The sequence below is a fragment of the Pseudomonas sp. P129 genome (assembly GCF_020312195.1).
Classification (GTDB): Bacteria; Pseudomonadota; Gammaproteobacteria; order Pseudomonadales; family Pseudomonadaceae; genus Aquipseudomonas; species Aquipseudomonas fragariae.
The window spans coordinates 270,508-294,481 of record NZ_JAGPYS010000007.1 but is presented as its reverse complement, the minus strand read 5'-3'; the positions used below and the strand labels follow the sequence as shown (position 1 = coordinate 294,481).

The window sequence follows — 23,974 nt, the reverse complement described above, 5'->3', positions numbered from 1 at the left end:
ATCCCGTTTTTCATTCGTCAGACTACTTGAGGTTTTACCGATGTCTCAGGAACCACTTGTTCGTGACGCTGATGTGGCCGCTTTTCGCGCCGCTGTGCTCGCCAAACTCACCTATTCGGTGGGCAAGGACCCCGACCATGCGTTTGAGCATGACTGGTTTGAAGCTGTCGCCCTTGCCGCCCGCGACCATATGGTCGAACACTGGATGGACCATACGCGGCAGATCTATCGCAAGGTTCAGAAACGCGTTTACTACCTGTCTCTCGAATTCCTGATAGGCAGGCTGCTGTACGACAGCCTGAGTAACCTGGGCCTGCTCGAAGTCGCTCGCGAGGCGCTGACCGAACTGGGTGTGGACATCGAACGTATCCGCCTGCTTGAACCGGATGCGGCACTGGGCAACGGCGGCCTGGGTCGTCTGGCCGCGTGCTTCATGGAAAGCATGTCGACCCTGGGCATTGCGGGTCATGGTTACGGCATTCGTTACGAGCACGGCCTGTTTCGTCAGGGCATCGTCGATGGCTGGCAGCAGGAACAGACCGAGAACTGGCTGGACTTCGGTAACCCATGGGAATTCGAACGCCCTGAGGTGGTGTACTCCATCGGCTTCGGCGGCAGTGTCGACACCGTCCCGACCGAAGCGGGCGATTCGCGTCAGGTATGGCGTCCGGGCGAGACCGTTCGGGCCATCGCCTATGACACCCCGGTGGTGGGCTGGCGCGGCAAGAGCGTCAACACCCTGCGCCTGTGGCGCGCCCGTGCGGTAGAAGACCTGCACCTGGAACGCTTCAACGCCGGTGATCACTTCGGCGCCGTAGCCGAAGTGGTGCGCGCCGAAAGTATTTCCCGCGTGCTTTACCCGAACGATGCGACCGAAGCGGGTCAGGAACTGCGCCTGCGTCAGGAATACTTTTTCGTTTCCGCGTCGCTGCAGGACTTGCTGCGCCGCCATCTGAACCAGCACGCCACACTGACGGATCTGTCCGAGCACGCGGCGATTCAGATGAACGACACGCACCCCTCGATCGCCGTGGCCGAGCTGATGCGTCAGTTGATCGACAACCACAACATCCCGTGGGACACCGCGTGGAAAATCACCGTCGGCACCCTCGGCTACACCAACCACACTCTGTTGCCTGAAGCACTGGAGACCTGGTCGGTCGGTCTGATGGAGCGGATGCTGCCGCGCCACATGCAGATCATCTACCTGATCAACGCGCAGCACATCGACACACTGCGCGCTAAGGGCGTCGACGACGTCAACGTGCTGCGCGCGGTATCGCTGATCGAAGAAGACAACGGTCGTCGGGTACGCATGGGTAACCTGGCCTTCCTCGGCTCGCACAGCGTCAACGGCGTTTCGGCGCTGCACACCCAGCTGATGCGCAAGACCGTATTCGCCGAGCTGCACAAGATCTATCCGGAGCGGATCAACAACAAGACCAACGGCATCACCTTCCGCCGCTGGCTGTTCCAGGCCAACCCGAAGCTGACCGAGATGCTTGTCGAGTCGCTCGGCGAGGATGTTCTGGACAACGCCGAGACGCGCCTCAAGGAGCTCGAGCCGTTCGCCGAGAAGTCGTCGTTCCGCAAGCAGATGGCCGATCAACGCCTGCACAGCAAGCGTGCGCTGGCCGCGATCATTCATGAGCGCCTGGGCATTGCCGTCAATCCTGCCGCGATGTTCGACGTTCAGGTCAAGCGGATCCACGAGTACAAGCGCCAGTTGCTGAACCTGTTCCACACCGTCGCCCTGTATCAGGCCATTCGGGCCGAGCCGGGTACCGATTGGGTGCCACGGGTGAAGATCTTCGCCGGCAAGGCGGCGGCCAGCTATCACTCGGCCAAACTGATCATCAAGCTGACCAACGACATCGCGCGGACCGTGAACAACGATCCGACCGTACGCGGCCTGCTGAAAGTGGTGTTCATGCCCAACTACAACGTCAGCCTGGCGGAGAGCATCATTCCGGCGGCCGACCTGTCCGAGCAGATATCCACCGCAGGCCTGGAAGCGTCCGGGACCAGCAACATGAAGTTCGGCCTCAACGGCGCACTGACCATCGGTACGCTGGACGGTGCCAACGTGGAAATGAGCGAGCAGGTCGGGCTGGAGCACATGTTCATCTTCGGCATGTCTTCGCAACAGGTCGAAGCCCGCAAGCAGGCAGGTGAGTTCAGCGCGCATGACGACGTGGCCGCTTCCGGACGCTTGAACGATGTGCTGCAGGCGATCCGTGGCGGCGTGTTCTCGCCGGATGATCCGAACCGTTACGTGGGTCTGATCGACCAGTTGCTGGCGTATGACCGCTTCCTGGTCTGCGCTGACTTCGACTCGTACTGGGCGGCCCAGGCCAAGGTCGAAGAGCGCTGGCACGACTCCAAGGAATGGTGGCGCTCGGCGGTCCTCAACACCGCACGCATGGGCTGGTTCTCCTCGGACCGGACCATCCGCGAGTACGCCGGAGACATCTGGAAGGCGCTGGAGTGACGTTAAAGTTCGAAAAAACGTAGTGCGGGAGCGAGCTTGCTCGCGAAGAGGCCAGTAATGCCTCGGAAAGAAGGCGTTTGAACCAGCGTCTTCGTGAGCAAGCTCACTCCCACACGGACGTGTATTCGGCCTGCAGTTAGAGTTCAACCGCGCTTTCCGTACTCATCGACACTTGTTTCTGGACGTTCCGCGTCCGATCTTGAATGCGCGGTGCGGCGCAGATTTGTGACGCGGAGCGTCACCCAAGGCATTCCCACGCTGGAGCGTGAGGAACGATAGGCGTCCATGACTATCGCGCCAATGCTCCGCGTTAGCATGCAGTTCCTGACGTCCAGTGCTCCTCGCGCCCTGCGTAAAACATTACAAGCGATGTCCGCCGGCCCCTATATACTGCGCCTGATGAACCTTCACACACCGAAAAGGATGTCGTCGCGTGCTTTGGATTTGTCTGGTGGTGGGCGGCACGGCACTGGGCTACTCGCTGAGTTATGACGAGTGGGCAGGTGCGCTGATTGGCGCAGTCATGGGCTGGGCCGTATGGGCCGGCATTCGCGTGCGCCTGCTTGACAGGCAATCCGCCGATCAGGCGCAGCAACTGCTCGCAACCCGTGAATCCCTCGATGTCCTTCAGCAGCGCCTGAGCGCACTTGAACGTCAGTCCGCGCCCGGCGTGCCGCCTGCGCAGGACCCTGCACCGCTTCCACTCGATGCGATCATTATCGAAGCACCCACCGACGGTCCCGAGCTGATCTGGGATCTCCCGGACGAGCAGCCACAGGCAGCAACGCCAGTCGAGCCCGCCCCACAGAGCCTCCAGCCAGCCACGACAGCAAAAGCCAATCCGCTGGACAGCGCGATCAGCTGATGGCACTGGCCTTGACGATCGGCGGTCACATGCGCGCCAACCGCCAGCTGTGGCTGGGCGGCGCAGCGTTGATCGGGGTCGTGGTGGTCAAGCTGTTCTTCGTCGAGCTGAGCAATCGCGGCGGCATGGAGCGCATCGTCTCGTTCATCGGTGTTGGTATTTTGCTATTGGTGGTGGGATATTTCGCACCATTACCGCCGAAACACTCTGCTACAGAGGTCGGCGAAGAACCCGGCCCAGGCTCGACTGCCGCACCGGAAACGCTATGAGGAAACCGTTCTTGAGTCATCCTGCCATGAAGATCGCCGTGCTTGGCCTGGCCTTGTGCACGGCGATAGCCGCCCTCGCCCAGGACAAACCGGCGGACTTTGCCAGCCAGACGCCGCTGAGCCTGAGCGGCCAAGGGCCGTGGTATCGCATCGAGTTGCCGCTTGCCGTCCAGCTGAATGCCCGGCAGACCGATCTGAGCGATGTACGCGTGTTCAATGCCGAGGGCCAGCCGCAGGCTTATTCGATCAGGCCGCGCCAACCCGCCCCCGAACAGGAGCCGACGCCGATCGAGGTCAACTGGTTTGCCCTGTACAGCACACAGGAGGCAGGCGACACCGCACCGGTCATCCGTATCGAGCGCTCCAGCAACGGCAGCGTGATCGAGGTGCAGCCACAAAGCGATATCGAAGCGGGCGAAGAAGTGCTGCGCGGCTGGCTGCTGGACACCAGCGCAATCAAGGCGCCACTGGAACAGCTGGTTATCGACTGGAGCACCGAGCGTGAGGGCTTCCAGAATTTCAGCATCGAAGCCAGTGATGACCTGCTGCACTGGCGCAACTGGGGCGAGGGCCAGGTTGCACGGCTGTCGTTTGCCGACGAAGTGGTCGAACAGCGCGAAGTCGGCCTGCCCGGCCAGAGCGCCCGCTATCTGCGCCTGCTGTGGCGGTCCCCGCACAGTGCGCCGCTGCTGATCTCTGCGCACCTGCTGAGTGCCAGCAGCGGCACGCCGGCCTCGCCACTGACCTGGTCGCAACCGGTCCAAGGCAGCGTCGAAAGCCCCAACGAGTATGTCTGGCAACTGCCGACCGGCTTGCCGATAGGCCGCGTCAAGATCGACATTGCCCAGCCCAACAGCCTGGCACCGGCGACGCTCTACGGCCGGCTCGATGCCGGACAGCCCTGGCAGCCGATCAGCAGCGGCCTGCTGTACCGGCTATCGCAGAACAACAGCGATGTCCTGCAGGACCAGTTGCAATTGTCCGGGCGCATCGTTCAACAGCTCAAGCTGGTGGTGGATGATCGCGGCGGCGGGCTGGGCAATGAAGCACCGCAGTTGAGTGTGGCCGTGCCTGCCACGGAAGTGGTGTTCCTGGCTCGCGGTGACGGACCATTCACCCTGGCGATCGGCAACCCGAGCGTCAAGGCTGCCAACCTGTCGCTGGCCACGCTGATTCCTGACCTGAGCGCGGAAAAGCTCGCGACTCTCGGCACAGCGAGCCCGGCCACGGCAACCGTGGCCAACATGGCCGCAGCGCCGATCGCCGTGCCACAAGGTACTGACTTCAAACGCCTGGGGCTTTGGGCCGTACTGCTGCTTGGCGTGGTGTTTCTGGGCTGGATGGCGTTCAGCACGCTGCGCGCTGCAAAACGCTGAAACAGGCGGCCTGTCAGGCGTGCTTCGCCTGACATCTGAACTGAAACAGTCTTAAGCCAGTCTCATAGCAGTATTACGTCGCCACTCGCGTTAAACTGCGCAGGTTTTCATACCCCCTATTTTCGGAGCTATCCATGTCCCGCGTCACACTAAGTCGTTACTTGATTGAGCAGACTCGCAGCAACAACACCCCTGCCGATCTGCGCTTCCTGATCGAAGTTGTGGCGCGCGCATGCAAGGAAATCAGCCACGCCGTCTCCAAAGGCGCGCTGGGCGGCGTACTGGGCAGCATGGGCACCGAAAACGTGCAGGGCGAAGTGCAGAAAAAGCTTGATGTGATCTCCAACGAGATTCTGCTCGAAGCCAACGAGTGGGGCGGTCACCTGGCCGGCATGGCGTCCGAAGAAATGGACAACGCCTACCAGATCCCGGGCAAATACCCGAAGGGTGCCTACCTGCTGGTTTTCGACCCGCTGGACGGCTCGTCGAACATCGACATCAACGCACCGGTAGGCACCATCTTCTCGGTACTGCGCTGCCCGAACGAATACCTGAGCCAGAACGAAGCGCTGAATGAAAAGGCCTTCCTGCAGCCAGGCACCGAACAGGTCGCCGCCGGTTACGCCATCTACGGCCCGCAAACCATGCTGGTCCTGACCCTGGGCGATGGCGTGAAAGGCTTCACTCTGGACCGCGAGATGGGCAGCTTCGTGCTGACTCACGAAGACATCACCATCCCGGAGTCCACTCAGGAGTTCGCGGTCAACATGTCCAACCAGCGCCACTGGGAAGCCCCGGTACAGCGCTACGTGAGCGAGCTGCTGGCCGGTGAAGACGGTCCGCTGAAAAAGAACTACAACATGCGCTGGGTCGCGGCGATGGTGGCCGACGTGCACCGTATCCTGACCCGTGGCGGCCTGTTCATGTACCCGCGCGACAGCCGCGAGCCTTCCAAGCCGGGTAAACTGCGCCTGATGTACGAAGCCAACCCGATGTCCTTCCTGGTCGAACAGGCTGGCGGCGCGTCCACTGATGGCCATCAGCGCATTCTCGACATTCAGCCCGAAGGCCTGCACCAGCGCGTAGCGGTGTACCTGGGTTCCAAGGAAGAAGTCGAACGCGCCACCGCGTATCACAAGGCGTAAGACGTCTTCTGCACCGCTGGTGATCGGGCCATGCCCGATCACCAGCGCGTGAGCCGATTCTTGAAAAAACGAGCAGTCCGCCCTTCTGTCAGCCCCTTCTGCGGGCCGACTATCTGATCCACGGCATAAATCCTTGCGCCGTCCGGGAACCAGATTCCGTTTTTCTCTTCTAAGCTTGCGGTACTGCGCCAGCGCCAGACTGCACCGGCTTGCACTGCGACGCGACCCCCTTCCGTTCAGGAGCTACATCCATGTCCTTGCGTTCTGTCGCGTTACTCTCGTTCTGCGTCCTGCTGGCTGCCTGCAGCAAGATCACTCAGGAAAACTATTCCAAACTGTCCGCTGGCATGCCCAAGGCTCAAGTCGAGTCCTTGCTCGGCAGCCCGACGGAATGTTCCGGTGCGCTGGGCATGTCGAGCTGCACCTGGGGCGACCAGAACACCTTTATCAGCGTGCAGTACGCAGCGGACAAGGTTGTGCTGTTCTCGGGCCAGGGTCTGAAATAACACATGATCAAGGTACTGGTACGTTTTGGAATTTGTGTCATGGCCAGCTTCCTGGCCATCGGTTTTGCCCACTCGGCTGACAACCTCGAGCCAAAGACTGTCGACAGCGTCGACCTCAAGCAGTACCAGGGCACCTGGTACGAGATCGCGCGTCTGCCGATGTTCTTCCAGCGCAAGTGCGCTCAGTCCGAGGCGCGTTATACGCTCAAGGATGACGGCAACATCGCGGTGACCAACCGCTGCCGCACGATTGAAGGCAAGTGGGAAGAAGCAACGGGCACCGCCTCGCCGCAGGTTCCGGGCAAGACCGACAAGCTGTGGGTTGTGTTCGACAACTGGTTCTCGCGCCTGCTGCCGAGCGTTGCCAAGGGTGATTACTGGATTCTGGACGTCAGCGAAGGCTACCGCACCGCCGTGGTCGGCAACCCGGATCGCAAATACCTGTGGCTGTTGTCGCGTACACCGACCGTGTCTGCCTCGGTCAGGGAAGACATGCTCAGCAAGGCCCGCCAGCAAGGCTACGACACCTCACGCCTGATCTGGCGCGAGGATGACTCGAAGATTGGCAAGGGCGAGAAGTAACCGAATTGGGATTCTGGCTAAGCCCGGTAGGAGCGAACTTGTTCGCGAAGACGGTCGTTCGAACGATAAATTTCAGAACGCTTTCCGCCCCCTTCGCGAACAAGTTCGCTCCCACGGCCTTCGGCCAGAATCAGAAGCGGACTCGTGAATAACGCCGAGTGCTCTGCGTCCTCCCTTGCATCAGCCCAGCAGCGCCCTCAACACCTGCGCGAACTCGCGGTTGCTTTGTTCTTCTGCGGCGTGTCGCCCTTCGCGTATGACCCATCGCCCATTGACCGCCACGTCGCGGATCTGCCGGTCGCTGCCGGCGAACAGCCAGCGGTTGAGGATGGCGTCGTCCGAGGCCGTGGCAATGTACGGGTCGTTGCCATCGAGCACCAGCCAGTCGGCACGGTGACCCACTTGCAGCGTTCCAATCTGCTGCCCCAACGCCTGCGCGCCACCGGCAAGTGCAGCGTCGTATAACGTGCGGCCAACCATGGGTTGATCGCTGCGATACAGCCGGTTACGGCGCTGATCGCGCAGACGCTGGCCGTATTCCAGCCAGCGCAGTTCTTCGACCACGCTGAGCGAGACGTGACTGTCCGAACCGATCCCCCAGCGACCGCCCTGAGCAATGTAGTCCACCGCCGGAAAGATCCCGTCACCCAGGTTGGCCTCGGTGGTCAGGCATAGCCCGGCCACCGCGCCGCTTTGCGCCATCAAAGCCACTTCATCCGCCTCGGCATGAGTCGCATGGACCAGGCACCAGCGGTTATCCACAGGGGCGTTTTCATACAGCCATTGCAACGGACGTCGACCACTCCAGCTCAGGCAGTCATCGACTTCCTTCTGCTGTTCCGCGATATGAATGTGCACCGGACACTGCCGGTCGCTGGCCGCCAGCACCTCGCTTATCTGCTGCGGCGTCACCGCACGCAGCGAGTGGAAGCATAGCCCCGGCTGCTGGGCAGGCTGAGCTGCCAGAACCGGACGCAGACGAGCCTGCAGATCCAGATAGCTGTCGGTGCTGTGGATAAAACGCCGCTGGCCCTCGTTGGGAGCCTGCCCGCCAAAGCCGGAATGGCTGTACAGCACCGGCAGCAAGGTCAGGCCGATACCGACCGAAGCGGCCGCCTGGCTGATCTGCAGCGCGAGCTCGGCAGGGTCGGCATAGGGCTTGCCATCGCTGTCCTGATGCACGTAATGAAATTCGGCAACCGAGGTGTAGCCGCCCTTGAGCATCTCGATGTACAGCTGGCGAGCGATAACGCCCAGTTGCTGCGGGCTGATGCGCCCCACCAGGCGATACATGAGGTCGCGCCAGGTCCAGAAACTGTCATTGGGGTTGCCCGCCACTTCCGCCAGCCCGGCCATCGCACGCTGGAACGCGTGGGAATGCAGGTTCGGCATGCCAGGCAGCAAAGGCCCGCTGACCTTCTCGGCGCCCTGCTGATCAGCATTGGCTTCGACGCGGGTCAAAATACCGTCCTGACCGACCTCCAGACGCACATTGCGGGCCCAGCCGTCGGGGAGTAACGCGCGCTCGGCAAAGAAGGCTGACATTGACTTCACACCTCATCACTGTAATTTGTATATACATATACAGACGTTTAAGCGACCGGTAAACCTTCTGCATGCTTGCCGAGCAGCAGGTTAATGGTTAGCGTGAGCGCTTTGCAGCGTCTGAACGCACTCGAAAACACTGTCTCGAACAACAAGGACTCCCACGTGTCGACTCCGCCCGCCGCTTCTTCCCTGGCAGCCCAGATGGGCGAAAGTCCCGCACCCTTGTACGCCCGCGTGAAACAGATGATCGCCTTGCAGATCCAGAACGGCACCTGGCCGCCGCACCATCGTGTGCCGTCGGAAAGCGAGCTGGTGACGCAACTGGGTTTTAGCCGAATGACTATAAACCGGGCACTGCGCGAGCTGACCGCCGAGGGCCTGCTGGTGCGCATGCAGGGCGTCGGCACCTTTGTCGCCGAGCCCAAGAGCCAGTCGGCGCTGTTCGAAGTGCACAACATTGCCGACGAGATTGCCGCGCGCGGTCATCGCCACACCTGCAAGGTCATGGTCCTCAAGGAGGAAGCCGCTGGCTCCGAGCGCGCCCTGGCGCTGGACATGCGCGAAGGCCAGCGGGTCTTCCACTCGCTGATCGTGCATTACGAGAACGACATTCCAGTGCAGATCGAGGATCGCTTCGTGAACGCCCAGGTCGCTCCGGACTACCTCCGGCAGGACTTCACCCTGCAGACGCCTTACGCCTACCTGTCGCAGGTTGCGCCACTCACCGAAGGCGAGCACGTGGTCGAGGCGATTCTCGCCGAAGCCGATGAATGCAGGCTGTTGCAGATTGAGGCCGGAGAACCCTGCCTGCTGATTCGCCGCCGTACCTGGTCAGGTCGTCAGCCGGTCACCGCTGCGCGCCTGATCCACCCCGGCTCTCGCCATCGCCTGGAAGGACGCTTTACCAAATGAGCCAGACCCGCATTTTGCGCGCCATCGACTACCCGCGCATGCCGTGGAAAAACGGTGGTGGCAGCACTGAAGAGATCGCTCGCGACGCAGGCCAGGACCTGGACGGTTTCGGCTGGCGGCTGTCGATTGCCGACATCGAAACCTCGGGCGGTTTTTCGGTGTTCGCCGGTTATCAGCGCATCATCACCGTCCTGCAGGGCGCGGGCATGACGCTGGACGTGGATGGCCTCAGCAGTCGCCCGCTGCTGCCATCGGACCCGTTTGCATTCAGCGGTGACAGTCAGGTCAATTGCACCTTGCTGGACGGGCCGATTCGCGATTTCAACCTGATCTACGCCCCACACCGCTACACTGCACGCTTGCACTGGATAGACGTGCGTCACCCGCAACGCCTGTTCAGTTCAGCCAGTACTCTGGTGCTGTTCAGCATGGCCGAGCAAGTGGCGATCAGCATCGACAGTCAGCCGTGGGAAATCCTCGGCAAACACGATTGCGCTCAGGTGGACAACGCTGGCGGTCTGCTTGAAGTCGAACTGCAATCACCGCGCGCCAGCCGTTGCTGCCTGATCGAGCTTACCGCCACAGGCCAGTAAGCGCCTGTCTGCACACTTTATAAAAACAGCTTTGCGTTCAAGGACGACCATGACTCAAGTTCCGAACCGGGAAACGCCCAGAGGCATTGCCATCCTCGCCCGCTTCCTCGCCTCCGAATCGGCCGGCGGCATCGTGTTGATGGCGGCTGCGCTAGCGGCCTTGATCGTTGCCAACTCGCCGCTTTCTGCCGGCTATTTCTCGATCCTGCACAGCGTCTGGCTGGGTCTCTCGGTCGAGCTGTGGATCAACGACGGGCTGATGGCGATCTTCTTCCTGATGGTCGGCCTGGAGATCAAGCGTGAAGTCCTCGCCGGTGGTCTGGCGAGCTGGGGGCAACGTGCCCTGCCCGGCTTTGCGGCGGCCGGCGGCATGCTGGTGCCGGCGCTGATCTACATCGCGATCAACTGGGGTAATCCGCAGACCCTGAGCGGCTGGGCGATCCCGGCAGCCACCGACATCGCCTTCGCCCTCGGCGTGCTGTCGCTGCTCGGCAATCGGGTGCCGACCTCGCTGAAGGTCTTTCTGGCCGCACTTGCGATCCTCGACGATCTGGGCGCCGTGACGATCATCGCCTTCTTCTACAGCTCCGGTCTGAACCTGCCAATGCTGGCCGCCGCCTTCGTGACACTGGCGGTGCTGATCGTCATGAACCGTTTGAACGTGCGTCGTTTGCTGCCCTATCTGCTGCTTGGCGCGCTGCTGTGGTTCTTCGTCCTGCAATCGGGCGTACACGCCACGCTGGCCGGTGTCGCCCTGGCGTTGTGCATCCCGATGGGCAAGCCCGAGGAAGAAGCCCGCTCACCACTGCTGTTCCTCGAAGAAAAGATGCACTACTGGGTGGCCTTCGCCGTGGTGCCGATCTTTGGTTTTGCCAACGCTGGCGTGTCGCTGGCTGGCATTACTCTGGGCAATCTGGTCGATCCTGTGCCGCTGGGCGTTGCGCTGGGGCTGTTCGTGGGCAAGCAGATCGGCGTGTTTCTCGCCGCCGTGCTGGCCATCCGCGCCGGGCTGGCGGTATTGCCGGAAGGCAGCAACTGGGTGCAACTGTACGGCGTGGCGATGCTGTGCGGCATCGGTTTCACCATGAGCCTGTTCATCGGCAACCTGGCGTTCCCCGGCTCGCAACACCTGATCGACGAGGTGAAGGTCGGCGTACTGATCGGCTCGGGGCTGGCCGCAATTGCCGGAATTGTGTTGCTGCGCAGCCGTTTCAGCAGGCCCTGAAAAAATATTTTCAAATCACTGCATCCAGACGGGTTTCTCGCGGGTAGTACATTCAGCAGCCACTTCGAGTTGCTGAGCGCGGTTAAACCTTCTGGAGATTTCTGCATGAACGCAAAACGCTTGCTCTGCCTTGCTGGTACTACTCTGGCCTTCACTTGCCTGTCGTCCGTTGCCATGGCTCAGACCGACCTCCCCGAAAGCGTCCGTGTGCCGGCTGGCAACAAGGTCGGCATGCAAACCACCGGGGTTGGCGAGATCACCTACGAGTGCCGCGCCAAGGCCAACATGCCCAACGAAATGGAGTGGGCGTTCGTCGGCCCCAAAGCAGTGCTCAACGACAAGAGCGGCAAACAGGTCGGCACCTACTACGGCCCGCCTGCTACCTGGGAAGCCAAAGACGGTTCCAAAGTAACCGGTACCCAAGTCGCCGTGGCCCCTTCGAGCGCTGGCAACCTGCCGTACCAACTGGTCAAGGCCAACCCGGCCGAAGGCAAGGGCGCAATGACCGGCGTCACCTACATTCAGCGTGTAGCCCTGAAAGGCGGCGTTGCCCCGGCCAAAGCCTGCGCAGAGAGCAACAAGGGCGCGAAGGAAGTGGTCAAGTATCAGGCTGATTACCTGTTCTGGACTGCCGGCTGATCAATGCGCTTAATCAGGTGACCGTGCAACAGTAGGCTATGCTGCTGCGCGGGAGCCTCGTGATGTCAACGAGGCAGTAGTCTTCCATTGATGGCGGATCATCTTGTCTTCGCACGAATCTCTCTTTGATTACGAAGCGACGTTGCAGGCCTGCGCTCGCGGTGAAAAACAGGCCTTGCAGCGTCTCTATCAACAGGAAAGCGCCCGACTGCTCGGTGTCGCTCAGCGCTTGGTGCGTGACCGCGCACTGGCCGAGGACATCGTGCATGACGCGTTCCTGAAAATCTGGTCCCACGCGGCCAGCTTCGATGCCTCGCGTGGTTCGGCACGTGGCTGGATCTTCAGCGTGACTCGCCACCTGGCGCTCAACACGTTGCGCAACACGACTCGCGAGGTGCGTGTCGAAGACGACGGCAGTGAAGATCATCATGAACAGGCGACACTGGAAGGCTGGCAGGAAATCGGCGATGCCTTCGATTGGCAGGTCAATCCAGGACGGATCACGTCATGCCTGGAGCAACTGGAGCCGGTAAGACGCAACTGTATTTTTCACGCTTACGTAGACGGTTATTCGCATCAGGAAATCGCGCAGAAAATTGGCGCGCCATTGGGTACGGTCAAAGCCTGGATCAAGCGCAGCCTGACGGCTTTGCGGGAGTGCATGGGATGACCCGGCCTTTAGACGACAACATTCACGAGCTGGCTGGCGAGTATGTACTCGGCACCCTCTCGGGGCAGAAGCGGCTCGACGTACAGCGTCGCCTGTCGCGCGAGCCCGACCTGCGGGCCGCCGTCGATGCCTGGGAACAGCGTCTGCAGCCCCTGACCGGACTGGCCGAACCGGTAACGCCCTCGCCTGGCCTGTGGGATCGCATCGAACGTAACCTGCTGGACATGGCCGCGCCTGCCAGCACGCCGCAACGACCGCGCGTGCGCTGGTGGGACAACCTGTCGATCTGGCGCGGCCTCGCCGGGGCCGGCCTGGCTGCTTCGCTGGTATTGGGCATGACGCTGCTGACCCGCGCACCGGCGCAACCGTCGTATCTGGTGGTTCTCGTAGGGCCGCAGGACAAGGCACCTGGCTGGGTCGTGCAGGCCAGTAATTCGCAGGAAATACAGCTTATCCCGCTGGGCGTGTTCGAGGTTCCGACCGACAAGGCACTGGAGTTCTGGACCAAGGGTGACGACTGGCAAGGCCCGGTTTCGCTTGGGCTGGTCAAACCGGGGCAAAGCCTGCATGTGCCGCTGGATAAACTGCCGCCGCTGCAACCCAACCAGTTGTTCGAGCTGACACTGGAGAAATCCACCGGCTCGCCCATCGGCAAACCCACCGGGCCGATTCAGTTCATCGGCCGGGCGGTGAAGGTGATCTGACGCGAAAGCAGCCTACTTGCGGCTGCAGTCGTCCTGTTGCAGCAGGTTGGCCTGGGTCAGGTTGCAGTCTGCCGGTACGCTGCGCGTCAGCCAGACATTGCCGCCGATGGTCGAACCTTTGCCGATGGTGATGCGCCCCAGAATCGTCGCGCCAGCGTAGATCACCACGTCGTCTTCAACGATCGGATGTCGTGCATGGCCTTTCTGCAACTGGCCGTCCTCGTCTGAGGGGAAGCGCTTGGCGCCCAGGGTCACGGCCTGATAGATCCGCACCCGCTCGCCGATGATCGCGGTTTCGCCAATCACCACGCCTGTCCCGTGATCGATAAAGAAGCTCGGGCCGATCTGCGCGCCCGGATGAATATCGATACCGGTCGCGGAATGGGCGATTTCCGAGCTGATACGCGCCAGCAACGGCAAACCGGCGCGATACAGATAATGCGCCAGACGATGGTGGATCACCGCCAGAATGCCGGGATAGCACAGCAGCACTTCATCGACACTGCGCGCCGCTGGGTCACCGTGATAGGCAGCCAGCACGTCGGTGTCCAGCAACAGACGAATACCCGGCAGGGCCATGGCGAAACCCTGAATCAGCTCGAGCGCCCGCGCATCGATGCTCTTCAGGTCACCGCCCTGCTGATGGGCCACGTAGCGCAATTCCAGCCGGGCCTGAGCCAGCAGCGCGTTGAGCGCCACATCCAGCGTATGGCCGACATAGAAGTCCTCGCTTTCCTCACGCAGGTCCACAGGGCCCAGGCGCATCGGGAACAGTGCACCGCTCAGGGCTTCAAGAATCTCGCCCATGGCCGCACGCGAAGGCAGCTCACGTCCACCGTGTTCACCGCTCACCCGCCTGTTGCGAGCCCGCCAGTCTTCACGCGCGCCACGCAACTGGCTGACGATGCGCTGCAACTGCCAGTGGCTGGAGCGGCCGTCGGCGGACGCTTCTGGAATATCGCTCACGCTTGACTCTCCTTGATGTGAAGGGTGGCGACCGACAGTACGGGCCGCTGCTATTACCACTCTACGGCAAACATTCAGACGAAAAAAACAACAATTTCTGTCGGAATACGCGAAGAGCGCCGTGCGCACAGATAAGTTGCCGTGCGAGAAACGTCTGCCTATAGTCCGGTGACTCTTTACACGGCTTATCGACCACCATGATCAAAAATCAGCTTGCCCGCTTCAATCGCCTGGACCTGATCAGCGCGCCAACGGCTCTGGAAAAGCTCGAGCGCCTGTCGATCTGGGCAGATCGTGATATCTACATCAAGCGGGATGACACCACAACGCTGGCCCTGGGCGGCAACAAAGTGCGCAAACTCGAGTACCTGGCCGCCGATGCGCTGGTCCAGGGTGCCGATACACTGATCACCGCCGGTGCCATCCAGTCCAACCATGTCCGTCAGACCGCTGCCCTGGCCGCGCGTCTGGGCCTTGGCTGTGTGGCGCTGCTGGAAAATCCCATCGGCACCGAAGACCCCAGCTACCTGAAAAACGGCAATCGCCTGCTGCTCGAACTGTTCGATGCCAAGGTAGAGCTGGTGGAAAACCTCGACAACGCTGACGAACAACTGCATGCCCTGGCTGCACGCCTGCGCTCCAGCGGCAAAAAGCCTTATCTGGTCCCCATCGGAGGCTCAAGCCCGGTGGGTGCGCTGGGTTATGTGCGCGCCGGGCTGGAACTGGCCGAGCAGATCAAGCAGACCGGCATCGAGTTTGCGGCTGTTGTTCTGGCCTCCGGCAGTGCCGGCACGCACAGCGGCCTGGCGTTGGCACTGGCTCACGAGCTGCCGCAATTGCCGGTCATCGGTGTGACCGTGTCGCGCAGTGAAGAAGCACAGCTGCCCAAGGTCCAGGGCCTGGCCGAGCGCACCGCAGAGTTGCTCGGCGTTGCGCTGCCTGAACACTTCAAGGTCGAACTGTGGGATGAGTATTTCGCCCCGCGATACGGTGAACCGAACGCCGGTACGCTGTCAGCCATCAAGCTGGTGGCCAGCCACGAAGGACTGTTGCTTGACCCGGTCTACACCGGCAAGGCCATGTCCGGTCTGCTCGATGGCATCGGCCGTCAACGCTTCAACGACGGCCCGCTGATCTTCCTGCACACCGGCGGTGCGCCAGCGCTGTTTGCCTATCCGGATGCGTTCGACCAGTGACGTTCTAGCCAACGGGTCCTTTATGCTTTTGTGGAGGGGAAATAACTTTTTTTGTTATTTTTCCTCATAAGCAGATGGCTATATAGTCGCGCCCGGCAGAGCACAACGCTTAACCTTACACCTGACCTAACTGCCTGAAAAAAGCTGAATAATCAGCACGAAGTTGCTTGAGTCGGGTCAGAAAATGGCCAGACACTTCCATACCAACCAGGGGCTCGCATGAACATTTCCGCTATTCGTCGTACGTTTCTTTTTTCGGCAATGGGCTTGATGCTCAGTGCCGGTATCGCCGGGCAAGCCATGGCTGGCGAGCAACTGCAGAAAATCAAGGACAGCGGTACGCTCAATGTCGGCCTGGAAGGCACTTACCCACCGTTCAGCTTTGTGGATGAGAGCGGCAAGCTCACCGGCTTCGAAGTCGAGTTTTCCGAAGCGCTGGCCAAGGAACTGGGTGTCAAGGCCAAGATCCAGCCGTCGAAGTGGGATGGCATCCTGGCCGCTCTGGACTCCAAGCGTCTGGACGTGGTGATCAACCAGGTGACCATCTCCGACGAGCGCAAGAAGAAGTACGACTTCTCCGAGCCCTACACCATTTCCGGCATCCAGGCGCTGGTTCTGAAGAAGAACGCAGACACCATCAAGTCTGCCAAAGACCTGAGCGGCAAGAAGGTGGGCGTGGGTCTGGGCACCAACTACGAGGAATGGCTCAAGGCGAACGTTCCGGACGCAATCGTCAAAACCTATGACGATGACCCGAGCAAGATCCAGGACCTGAGCGTAGGTCGTATCGATGCGATCCTCGTTGACCGTCTGGCCGCCCTGGAAATGGCTGCCAAGACAAAAAACAAACTCGTCCCGGCAGGCGAAGCATTTTCCCGCCAGGCATCGGGTATTGCCCTGCGTAAAGGCGAGCCTGAATTGCTGGCGGCCATCGACAAGGCCATCGACAAACTGCGTGCCGACGGCACGCTGAAGAAGCTGTCGGAAAAATACTTCAACGCTGACGTCACCCAATGATTGAAGAGAGCCTTCAGCTCGCGCTGGACTCCGCGCCCTTCCTGCTCAAGGGCGCGTACTACACGGTATTCCTCAGTCTTGGCGGGATGTTTTTCGGTTTGCTGCTGGGCTTCGGCCTGGCATTGATGCGCCTTTCGCGCATCAAACCGGTGAACTGGATAGCACGCATCTACGTGTCGTTCTTTCGCGGCACGCCCTTGCTGGTGCAGCTGTTCGTGATTTATTACGGCCTGCCGGAGCTGGGTATCCAGCTTGAGCCGCTGAGCGCTGCACTGATCGGTTTTTCCCTGAACATGGCCGCCTACGCCTGTGAAATCCTGCGCGCGGCCATCAGTTCCGTGGAGCGCGGCCAGTGGGAGGCTGCGGCCAGTATCGGCATGACCCGCTGGCAGACCATGCGTCGGGCGATCCTCCCGCAGGCCGCACGCACCGCATTGCCGCCGCTGGGCAACAGCTTCATCTCGCTGGTCAAGGACACGGCGCTGGCAGCCACCATCCAGGTGCCAGAGCTGTTCCGTCAGGCGCAGTTGATCACCGCACGCACCTTCGAAATTTTCACCATGTACCTGGCCGCTGCACTGATCTACTGGATCCTTGCCACGGCGCTCTCGCACCTGCAAAACAAGCTGGAAGCCAGGGTCAACCGGCACGATCTGGAGACCTGACACATGATAGTGGTTGAAAAACTCACCAAGGCATTCAAGGGCAATCAGGTGCTCAAGGGCATCGATCTGCGTATCGAAGCCGGGGAAGTCGTGGCCATCATCGGGCCCAGCGGCTCGGGCAAGACCACCCTGCTGCGCTGCCTGAATCTGCTTGAAACGCCTGACAGCGGGAGGATCAAGGTCGGTGACATCGAGATCGATGGCACCCGTTCCATGAACCAGCAACAGGGTTTGATCCGCCAGTTGCGTCAGCAGGTCGGGTTCGTCTTTCAGAACTTCAATCTGTTTCCGCATCGCACCGCTCTGGAAAATGTCATCGAAGGCCCGGTGGTGGTCAAGAAGGTGGCCCGTGAAGCCGCCGAGGCGCTGGGCAGAAAGCTGCTCGCCAAGGTCGGCCTGAGCGGCAAGGAAGACGCTTACCCGCGACGCCTGTCCGGCGGGCAGCAACAGCGTGTGGCGATTGCACGGGCGCTGGCGATGGAGCCGCAAGTGATCCTGTTCGACGAGCCGACCTCGGCCCTGGACCCGGAGCTGGTCGGTGAGGTGCTGACGACCATCCGCGCTCTGGCTGAAGAGAAGCGCACCATGGTCATCGTCACTCACGAGATGAGCTTTGCGCGGGAGGTTGCCAACCGGGTGATCTTCATCGACAAGGGAGTGATCGTGGAGCAAGGCGAAGCCAAAGCGCTGTTCGCCAACCCGAAAGAAGAACGCACAAGGCAGTTTCTCGAGCGTACCCGCTCCTGATCAGGACGATCAGCCTGCGCAAAAAGCAGCGTCCATTCAGCGGCGCTGCTTTTTTCTTACATTTCTGGAAGGATTAATCGTTCAATATCCTTGCTGAATTCCCGCGTAATTTTCCGAAAAATCATCGAAATAATAAAATTAGCGTACGCCCGTTTTGCGCCTGGATTCGTAGCCGGCTGCGCCGCTGTGTGCCCGTCTTGCCAGACTTTCCCTTCCGTGCGTTGTCCTGTCGGTTACGGCCTGCTGCCATTGATACTTTGTGGTAGGACGGTTGTTTAGTGAGGAGTCAACGGTTCCAAACATACAGCGTAGGAAGTCTCCGGTTTTCAAGTAAACAACCCTCAAATGCACTTCGCACATTGACAAGTGCCCGCAAAGCCCATTAGCTCACTGACTTCACTCATTCCAGTGAGACCGCAAAGTTTCAAGCACGCATTTCATACCGTTTGTAATGTTTGCCATAACTTGGATATTTAAGGTACTTATCCTCCTGCCTGAACCGCACATTTTATTACTTGAACATGACAACTTATGACGAATCTTTACTTGAACTATTGATTATCAGGAGCACCCCGACATGAGTCAAAACACTTGCAAAGCCAGCCCTATGAGCTTGCCGATCCCTGCTGTTCCGCTGGCCAGCCGACATGGCATAGGCGTGAGGAACGCCTCTCAACTCGTCGTTCATGTGGACCCCTACGGCAGCATGGAAGAGGGCGATCTGATCGAACTGTTTTGGGACGGCTGTTACGTCGCGTCAACAATTTTGAAGGCATCTGACGTCGGCAAGCCTGTCGTCCTACGTGTGCCGGAAAGCTTTCTGCAGAATGGCAAGGCGAGAACCTACTACCGGGTCATGAAGATCGGCGGAGTGCCCGTCACCTCGCCCTGCCGCAAGCTATGGGTCAAGCTGGACGCCCCGGGAGGGCTGCTGGTCAGCGCCAGCACGGAAGAAAACCAGGGGCTGGCGCCGCTCTATGTTGCGCCATCGGTCATACGCCACGGCCTGTCGCGCAGACACCTGGAAGGCGGCTTGCCGATGACCATCGAGCCTTATCTGAACATGGCTGTTCACGACGAGATCACCATACGTTGGGGCGATCTGCGCATGGACCTGCCGCCGCTCACCGCCGACGATATCGGTGAGCCGGTCGATTTGGTTGTACCGCCTGAGTTGATACGCGAAGGCGGAGACGAGCAACGGCTGGAAGTGAGTTACTGTGTGATCGACCGGGTAGGCAACAACTCGCTCTGGGCACCACCCCGTATAATAAGGATCCAACCGCTGGGGCATTGAATGCCTGAGGACGGCACGTCGAACACACCGCTTCGCTAACGATACTGCTTGATAGACAGCACCGCACGGATCACTCTAAAAACGAAGCGTTATTCATTCACGCTCATTACCTGTATTAAACATTGGCCAGGCGTGTAAGAAAGTTCAACGTCGCTCAGGCATCCGCCGTGTTTCATCCGTACTTGGTTCTGCGCAGGCGTCTTACATCTTGCGTGACGCAAGGTGAGTACACGAACGGGCAGTGGCAATTGACAATAACTGTCTATGCTTATTCCAAAAAGCACGTTTTAAAAACTTTTATACACGCTTAGGGTATATACACCGGACCACCGGACATCGTGATGTTTTCCAGCCGCACCTGATGCGGCCTACTGCTACGAGGTTCCGATGGTCCCTTTCACAACTACCCCTGTGGATAAACCCAGGGTCGTATCGATTGACGGTGAGCGACGCGAGTCTGATCCGGCGACGGTAACGGCCCACAGCGTCGAGGCTCCACAAGAGCCTGACGTTGCACCCCGCCTGCTGAAGGCCAGCGTGTTGCAAAACGACGCGCAAGCCATTGCAGCAGCCCATGAACTGGCCGCGGCCGCGCAGGTCAACGCCGCCAATCGCGACAGACAACGCGCCTTGCCATGGGCTGAAATCGAACAGTTCACCCGTAGCGGACTGGGCAGTATTTCCATCCCGCGCGCGTACGGCGGCCCGCAAGTATCGTTCGTCACGGTAGCCGAAGTTTTCAGGATCATTTCTGCTGCCGACCCGGCACTGGGACAAATTCCGCAAAACCAGTTCGGCATTCTGCACCTGCTGCAGAGCAGCGCCACCGAGCAGCAGAAGAAAGCGCTGTTCCAGAGCGTGCTGGACGGTTGGCGCATCGGCAATGCAGGCCCTGAGCGTGGCACCAAAAACACGCTGGAACTCAAGGCGCGGATCACCGCCAATGGCGACCGCCTTGCCATTACCGGACAGAAGTTCTATTCCACCGGCGCGCTGTTCGCGCATTGGGTCGCAGTCAAGGCGCTGGATGATCAAGGCCGGCAGATCATGGCCTTCATCGAGCGCGGCACACCGGGCCTGCGCATCGTTGATGACTGGTCGGGCTTTGGCCAGCGCACAACCGCCAGCGGCACGGTGCTGCTCGACAACGTGCCGGTGGACGCCGGGCTGGTGGTCGATAACTGGCGCCTGTCCCTGACGCCGAACATTCAGGGCGCCGTTTCGCAACTGATCCAGGCCGCAATCGACGCGGGTATTGCGCGCGGCGCCATCGACGATGCGATTGCCTTTGTACGCGAGAAATCCCGCCCGTGGGTCGACGCCAATGTCGAGCGCGCCAGCGATGACCTCTACGTGATTGCCGACATCGGCAAGCTGAAACTCGAACTGCACGCGGCAGAAGCGCTGCTGCGCAAGGCGGGTCAGGAGCTCGACGAGATCAGCGCTGCCCCCATCGATGAGCACTCGGCAGCCCGCGCCTCCATCGCGGTCGCGCGGGCCAAGGTACTGACTACCGAAATCTCGCTGCTGGCCAGCGAGAAGCTGTTCGAACTGGCCGGCAGCCGCGCGACCCTGGCCGAGTTCAATCTCGACCGCCACTGGCGCAACGCGCGCGTCCACACCCTGCATGACCCGGTGCGCTGGAAATACCACGCGGTCGGCACCTGGCATTTGAACGGCACCCTGCCTGCTCGCCATTCCTGGATCTGAACCAGACCACTGGAGAACACCCTTCATGAGTTCCAACCCGAAAGCGCGCGTCAACGCAGCGTTGATCACCAGTGACGCTCAGGCCCTGCACATAGCCCGCGAACTGGCCCTGCAATTGAAAACCGACAGCGCGCAACGCGATCGCGAGCGCCGTTTGCCGCATGCCGAACTCGACCTGTTCAGCCAGTCCGGTCTGTGGGGCATCAGTGTGCCGCAAGCGTTCGGCGGCGCAGGTGTTTCCAATGTCACCCTGGCCAAGGTGATCCAGCTGATTTCCGAAGCCGATGGCTCGCTGGGCCAGATTCCACAAAACCATTTTTACGCTCTGGAAGTGCTGCGTGTGAACGGCAGTCCGCAGCAACAGGCGCGCTTGTACGCCGAGGCACTGGCGGGCGTACGCTTCGGCAATGCGCTGGCCGAACTGGGGACCAGAACCGCACATGACCGCACCACTCGCCTGAGCCGCGACGGGGACGGTTATCGCATCAACGGCCGCAAGTTCTACGCCACCGGCGCGCTGTATGCGCACCGTATCCCCACCTCGGTGATTGACGATGAAGGTGTGCAGCAACTGGTGTTCGTGCCGCACGACAGCGAGGGGCTGAGCGTCATCGACGACTGGAGCGGTTTCGGGCAGCGCACCACCGGCAGTGGCTCGGTGGTGTTCGACAATGTGTATGTCAGCGCCAACGATGTGGTGCCGTTCCAGAGCGCCTTCCAGCGCCCTACCACGGTCGGGCCACTGGCGCAGATTCTCCACGCTGCGATCGACACCGGCATTGCCCGAGCGGCCTTCGAGGACGCCCTGACGTTCGTGCAGACGCGTACCCGGCCATGGATCGATTCGGGTATCGAAAAGGCCGTGGACGACCCGCTGGCCCTGCACAGCTTCGGCAAGCTGGGTATTCGCCTGCATGCCGCCGAAGCACTGCTCGAACGCGCCGGGGAATTTCTGGATGTCGCTCAGGCCGACAGCAATGCCGAGACCGTCGCCGCCGCCTCGATAGCCGTGGCCGAAGCGCGCGCCATCAGCACGGAGATTTCCCTGGCAGCCGGCAGCACGCTGTTCGAGCTGGCGGGCAGTCAATCCACACTGGCGGAACACGGCCTGGATCGCCACTGGCGCAATGCGCGCGTGCATACGCTGCATGACCCGGTGCGCTGGAAGTTTCACGCCATCGGCAATTACTACCTCAATGAGACTAATCCGCCCCTGCGGGGAACGATCTGATGGCGCGTAAAAAGATCCTCCTCAATGCGTTCAACATGAACTGCATCGGCCATATCAACCATGGCCTGTGGACCCATCCACGCGACACCTCGACACAATTCAACAGCCTGGAATACTGGACTGAGCTGGCAAAACTGCTGGAACGCGGGCTGTTCGACGGCCTGTTCATCGCCGACATCGTGGGCGTGTATGACGTCTATCAGAACTCGGTGGACGTCACCCTCAAGGAGGCGATCCAGTTACCGGTCAACGACCCGCTGCTGCTGGTCTCGGCCATGGCCGGGGTCACCAGACACCTGGGCTTCGGCCTGACCGCCAACCTGACCTACGACGCGCCCTATCTGTTCGCCAGGCGCATGTCGACACTGGATCACCTGAGCCGTGGCCGGGTGGGCTGGAACATCGTCACCGGTTACCTCGACAGCGCAGCGCGGGCCATGGGCCTCAGCGAGCAGAACGAACATGACCGCCGTTACGATCAGGCCGACGAGTACCTGGAGGTGCTTTACAAGCTCTGGGAAGGCAGCTGGGAAGACGATGCCGTGATCAACGACCGCGAGCAACGCGTCTACGCCCAGCCAGGCAAGGTCCACAAGGTCCGGCATCAGGGCGAGTTCTATCAGGTCGAGGGTTATCACCTCTGCGAACCGTCGCCGCAACGCACGCCGGTGCTGTTTCAGGCTGGCAGCTCGGAGCGCGGCCTGCAGTTTGCCGGACAGAACGCCGAGTGCGTGTTCATCAGCGGGCAGAACAAGGCCGCGACCCGCGAGCAGGTCGACAAGGTGCGCGCCAGTGCCGTGCAGGCCGGGCGCAACCCGGAGGACATCAAGGTGTTCATGGGCCTGAACGTGATCGTCGCCGCCACTGAAGCACTGGCTCGGGAGAAACACGCCGAATACCGCCGCCATGCCAGCGCCGAAGCTGGCGTGGCGCACTTCGCCGCATCTACGGGCATCGATTTTTCTCAGTACGAACTGGACGAACCCATTCAGTACGTGAAAAACAACGCCATTCAGTCCGCGACCAAAAACCTGAAAAACAACGACTGGACGCGCCAGAAACTGCTCGACCAGCACGCCTTGGGCGGCCGTTACATCACCTTGATCGGCTCGCCCCGACAGGTCGCCGACGAGCTCGAATCGTGGATCGAGGAAACCGGCCTGGACGGCTTCAACCTGACCCGCATCGTCACCCCGGAAAGTTACGAGGACTTCATTGACCTGGTGATCCCGGAGCTGCAACGCCGGGGCTCATACAAAACCGCTTACCAGGAGGGCAGCTTGCGCAAAAAACTGTTTCCGCAAGGCACCGACCGCTTGCCGGAGCGGCATGCGGGGGCGGCACACCGACATATTTGATGAAGACATGCGCCCCACGCCGAAGCGCTTGGCGTTGTACACAGGCTTTGTGGGAGCGATGCGCTGCGGGGGCGGCACACCGGCGTATTTGATGACGACATGCGCCCCCACGCTGAAGCGCTTGGCGTTGTACACAAATTTTGTGGGAGCGATGTGCTGCGGGGACGGCACGCCGCCGTATTTGATGACGACATGCGCCCCCACGCTGAAGCGCTTGGCGTTGTACACAGGCTTTGTGGGAGCGAGCTTGCTCGCGAAAGCG

21 protein-coding genes and 2 pseudogenes are annotated in these 23,974 nt (G+C 60.8%); 21 read left to right on the top strand and 2 right to left on the bottom strand.

Translation table 11 applies throughout. The annotated features are described in order from the left end of the window. The first annotated feature begins 40 nt into the window (after positions 1-40). From KBY02_RS18305 to KBY02_RS18280, 7 genes and pseudogenes are all read left to right on the top strand, one after another. Positions 41-2,491, top strand: a complete 2,451-nt coding sequence (locus KBY02_RS18305; RefSeq protein WP_003403097.1) for a glycogen/starch/alpha-glucan phosphorylase — start codon at positions 41-43, stop codon at positions 2,489-2,491. Positions 2,492-2,924: 433 nt separating this feature from the next. Next, a pseudogene (locus KBY02_RS26590) lies at positions 2,925-3,353 on the top strand (DUF2339 domain-containing protein); the annotation flags it as partial. Further along, positions 3,353-3,625: pseudogene (locus KBY02_RS26585) on the top strand (DUF2339 domain-containing protein); the annotation flags it as partial. The pseudogenes KBY02_RS26590 and KBY02_RS26585, both read left to right, overlap by 1 nt. A 26-nt stretch (positions 3,626-3,651) precedes the next feature. Further along, the gene (locus tag KBY02_RS18295) at positions 3,652-5,001 is read left to right on the top strand and encodes a DUF3999 domain-containing protein (RefSeq protein ID WP_181133976.1); all 1,350 of its coding nucleotides are present in this window, start codon (positions 3,652-3,654) and stop codon (positions 4,999-5,001) included. A gap of 134 nt (positions 5,002-5,135) precedes the next feature. After that, complete coding sequence (locus KBY02_RS18290) at positions 5,136-6,146, top strand: class 1 fructose-bisphosphatase (RefSeq protein ID WP_003341445.1); 1,011 nt, start codon at positions 5,136-5,138, stop codon at positions 6,144-6,146. Between the two features lie 251 nt (positions 6,147-6,397). Continuing rightward, positions 6,398-6,652, top strand: coding sequence for an outer membrane protein assembly factor BamE (gene bamE / locus KBY02_RS18285; RefSeq protein WP_003403102.1), 255 nt, complete (start codon positions 6,398-6,400; stop codon positions 6,650-6,652). A 3-nt stretch (positions 6,653-6,655) separates the two neighbouring features. Beyond that, the gene (locus KBY02_RS18280) at positions 6,656-7,234 is read left to right on the top strand and encodes a lipocalin family protein (RefSeq protein WP_003304589.1); all 579 of its coding nucleotides are present in this window, start codon (positions 6,656-6,658) and stop codon (positions 7,232-7,234) included. 180 nt (positions 7,235-7,414) lie between these two features. Here KBY02_RS18280 and KBY02_RS18275 read toward each other — a convergent pair whose 3' ends face one another. Further along, positions 7,415-8,779: a formimidoylglutamate deiminase gene (locus KBY02_RS18275; protein WP_003403108.1), complete on the bottom strand. Its 1,365-nt coding sequence runs from the start codon at positions 8,777-8,779 to the stop codon at positions 7,415-7,417. Positions 8,780-8,983: 204 nt separating this feature from the next. Between KBY02_RS18275 and hutC the strand changes: the two genes are divergently transcribed. From hutC to KBY02_RS18245, 6 genes are all read left to right on the top strand, one after another. Continuing rightward, entirely contained in the window at positions 8,984-9,694 is a 711-nt protein-coding gene (hutC, locus tag KBY02_RS18270) for a histidine utilization repressor (protein WP_161420743.1), read from the top strand. After that, positions 9,691-10,287: a HutD family protein gene (locus KBY02_RS18265; RefSeq protein WP_096135742.1), complete on the top strand. Its 597-nt coding sequence runs from the start codon at positions 9,691-9,693 to the stop codon at positions 10,285-10,287. The genes hutC and KBY02_RS18265 overlap by 4 nt, the downstream gene beginning before the upstream one ends. Before the next feature lie 49 nt (positions 10,288-10,336). Next, positions 10,337-11,512 carry a Na+/H+ antiporter NhaA gene (gene nhaA / locus KBY02_RS18260; protein WP_024640804.1) on the top strand — a complete coding sequence of 392 codons (1,176 nt, stop codon included), beginning with the start codon at positions 10,337-10,339 and terminating at the stop codon, positions 11,510-11,512. 105 nt (positions 11,513-11,617) lie between these two features. Then, positions 11,618-12,151, top strand: coding sequence for a DUF3455 domain-containing protein (locus KBY02_RS18255; RefSeq protein ID WP_024661050.1), 534 nt, complete (start codon positions 11,618-11,620; stop codon positions 12,149-12,151). 103 nt (positions 12,152-12,254) lie between these two features. Beyond that, positions 12,255-12,821, top strand: coding sequence for a sigma-70 family RNA polymerase sigma factor (locus KBY02_RS18250; protein WP_011266351.1), 567 nt, complete (start codon positions 12,255-12,257; stop codon positions 12,819-12,821). Continuing rightward, complete coding sequence (locus KBY02_RS18245; RefSeq protein WP_011266350.1) at positions 12,818-13,525, top strand: anti-sigma factor domain-containing protein; 708 nt, start codon at positions 12,818-12,820, stop codon at positions 13,523-13,525. Before KBY02_RS18250 ends, KBY02_RS18245 begins: the two co-directional genes overlap by 4 nt. Before the next feature lie 12 nt (positions 13,526-13,537). On the opposite strand, the gene epsC is transcribed toward KBY02_RS18245, so the two are convergent. Further along, positions 13,538-14,491 (bottom strand): serine O-acetyltransferase EpsC, encoded by a 954-nt coding sequence (epsC, locus tag KBY02_RS18240; RefSeq protein ID WP_003414200.1) that lies wholly within the window; start codon positions 14,489-14,491, stop codon positions 13,538-13,540. A gap of 197 nt (positions 14,492-14,688) precedes the next feature. On the opposite strand from epsC, the gene KBY02_RS18235 reads away from it, so the two are divergent. The 8 genes from KBY02_RS18235 (at position 14,689) to KBY02_RS18200 (ending at position 23,712) form a co-directional block, all read left to right on the top strand. After that, positions 14,689-15,687 carry a D-cysteine desulfhydrase gene (locus KBY02_RS18235; protein WP_225650671.1) on the top strand — a complete coding sequence of 333 codons (999 nt, stop codon included), beginning with the start codon at positions 14,689-14,691 and terminating at the stop codon, positions 15,685-15,687. A gap of 219 nt (positions 15,688-15,906) precedes the next feature. Then, positions 15,907-16,704, top strand: coding sequence for a cystine ABC transporter substrate-binding protein (gene tcyJ / locus KBY02_RS18230; protein WP_024640802.1), 798 nt, complete (start codon positions 15,907-15,909; stop codon positions 16,702-16,704). Next, complete coding sequence (tcyL, locus tag KBY02_RS18225) at positions 16,701-17,369, top strand: cystine ABC transporter permease (protein WP_003403129.1); 669 nt, start codon at positions 16,701-16,703, stop codon at positions 17,367-17,369. The genes tcyJ and tcyL overlap by 4 nt, the downstream gene beginning before the upstream one ends. A gap of 3 nt (positions 17,370-17,372) precedes the next feature. Continuing rightward, positions 17,373-18,116 (top strand): L-cystine ABC transporter ATP-binding protein TcyN, encoded by a 744-nt coding sequence (tcyN, locus tag KBY02_RS18220; protein WP_024639247.1) that lies wholly within the window; start codon positions 17,373-17,375, stop codon positions 18,114-18,116. 577 nt (positions 18,117-18,693) lie between these two features. After that, entirely contained in the window at positions 18,694-19,413 is a 720-nt protein-coding gene (locus KBY02_RS18215) for a hypothetical protein (RefSeq protein WP_003403135.1), read from the top strand. Positions 19,414-19,950: 537 nt separating this feature from the next. Next, the gene (locus KBY02_RS18210; protein WP_024639248.1) at positions 19,951-21,123 is read left to right on the top strand and encodes an SfnB family sulfur acquisition oxidoreductase; all 1,173 of its coding nucleotides are present in this window, start codon (positions 19,951-19,953) and stop codon (positions 21,121-21,123) included. Positions 21,124-21,148: 25 nt separating this feature from the next. Continuing rightward, on the top strand, positions 21,149-22,354 hold the full coding sequence (locus KBY02_RS18205) for an SfnB family sulfur acquisition oxidoreductase (RefSeq protein WP_110393124.1): 1,206 nt from the start codon (positions 21,149-21,151) through the stop codon (positions 22,352-22,354). Next, complete coding sequence (locus tag KBY02_RS18200) at positions 22,354-23,712, top strand: LLM class flavin-dependent oxidoreductase (RefSeq protein ID WP_011266344.1); 1,359 nt, start codon at positions 22,354-22,356, stop codon at positions 23,710-23,712. Before KBY02_RS18205 ends, KBY02_RS18200 begins: the two co-directional genes overlap by 1 nt. Positions 23,713-23,974 lie beyond the last annotated feature (262 nt).

Bases quoted from the DNA above. Each gene is read 5' to 3' on its own strand.
- KBY02_RS18305 (WP_003403097.1), top strand. From the start codon at position 41: ATGTCTCAGGAACCACTTGTTCGTGACGCTGATGTGGCCGCTTTTCGC.
- KBY02_RS18295 (WP_181133976.1), top strand. From the start codon at position 3,652: ATGAAGATCGCCGTGCTTGGCCTGGCCTTGTGCACGGCGATAGCCGCC.
- KBY02_RS18290 (WP_003341445.1), top strand. From the start codon at position 5,136: ATGTCCCGCGTCACACTAAGTCGTTACTTGATTGAGCAGACTCGCAGC.
- bamE (WP_003403102.1), top strand. From the start codon at position 6,398: ATGTCCTTGCGTTCTGTCGCGTTACTCTCGTTCTGCGTCCTGCTGGCT.
- KBY02_RS18280 (WP_003304589.1), top strand. From the start codon at position 6,656: ATGATCAAGGTACTGGTACGTTTTGGAATTTGTGTCATGGCCAGCTTC.
- KBY02_RS18275 (WP_003403108.1), bottom strand. From the start codon at position 8,779: ATGTCAGCCTTCTTTGCCGAGCGCGCGTTACTCCCCGACGGCTGGGCC.
- hutC (WP_161420743.1), top strand. From the start codon at position 8,984: ATGGGCGAAAGTCCCGCACCCTTGTACGCCCGCGTGAAACAGATGATC.
- KBY02_RS18265 (WP_096135742.1), top strand. From the start codon at position 9,691: ATGAGCCAGACCCGCATTTTGCGCGCCATCGACTACCCGCGCATGCCG.
- nhaA (WP_024640804.1), top strand. From the start codon at position 10,337: ATGACTCAAGTTCCGAACCGGGAAACGCCCAGAGGCATTGCCATCCTC.
- KBY02_RS18255 (WP_024661050.1), top strand. From the start codon at position 11,618: ATGAACGCAAAACGCTTGCTCTGCCTTGCTGGTACTACTCTGGCCTTC.
- KBY02_RS18245 (WP_011266350.1), top strand. From the start codon at position 12,818: ATGACCCGGCCTTTAGACGACAACATTCACGAGCTGGCTGGCGAGTAT.
- KBY02_RS18235 (WP_225650671.1), top strand. From the start codon at position 14,689: ATGATCAAAAATCAGCTTGCCCGCTTCAATCGCCTGGACCTGATCAGC.
- tcyJ (WP_024640802.1), top strand. From the start codon at position 15,907: ATGAACATTTCCGCTATTCGTCGTACGTTTCTTTTTTCGGCAATGGGC.
- tcyL (WP_003403129.1), top strand. From the start codon at position 16,701: ATGATTGAAGAGAGCCTTCAGCTCGCGCTGGACTCCGCGCCCTTCCTG.
- tcyN (WP_024639247.1), top strand. From the start codon at position 17,373: ATGATAGTGGTTGAAAAACTCACCAAGGCATTCAAGGGCAATCAGGTG.
- KBY02_RS18215 (WP_003403135.1), top strand. From the start codon at position 18,694: ATGAGTCAAAACACTTGCAAAGCCAGCCCTATGAGCTTGCCGATCCCT.
- KBY02_RS18205 (WP_110393124.1), top strand. From the start codon at position 21,149: ATGAGTTCCAACCCGAAAGCGCGCGTCAACGCAGCGTTGATCACCAGT.
- KBY02_RS18200 (WP_011266344.1), top strand. From the start codon at position 22,354: ATGGCGCGTAAAAAGATCCTCCTCAATGCGTTCAACATGAACTGCATC.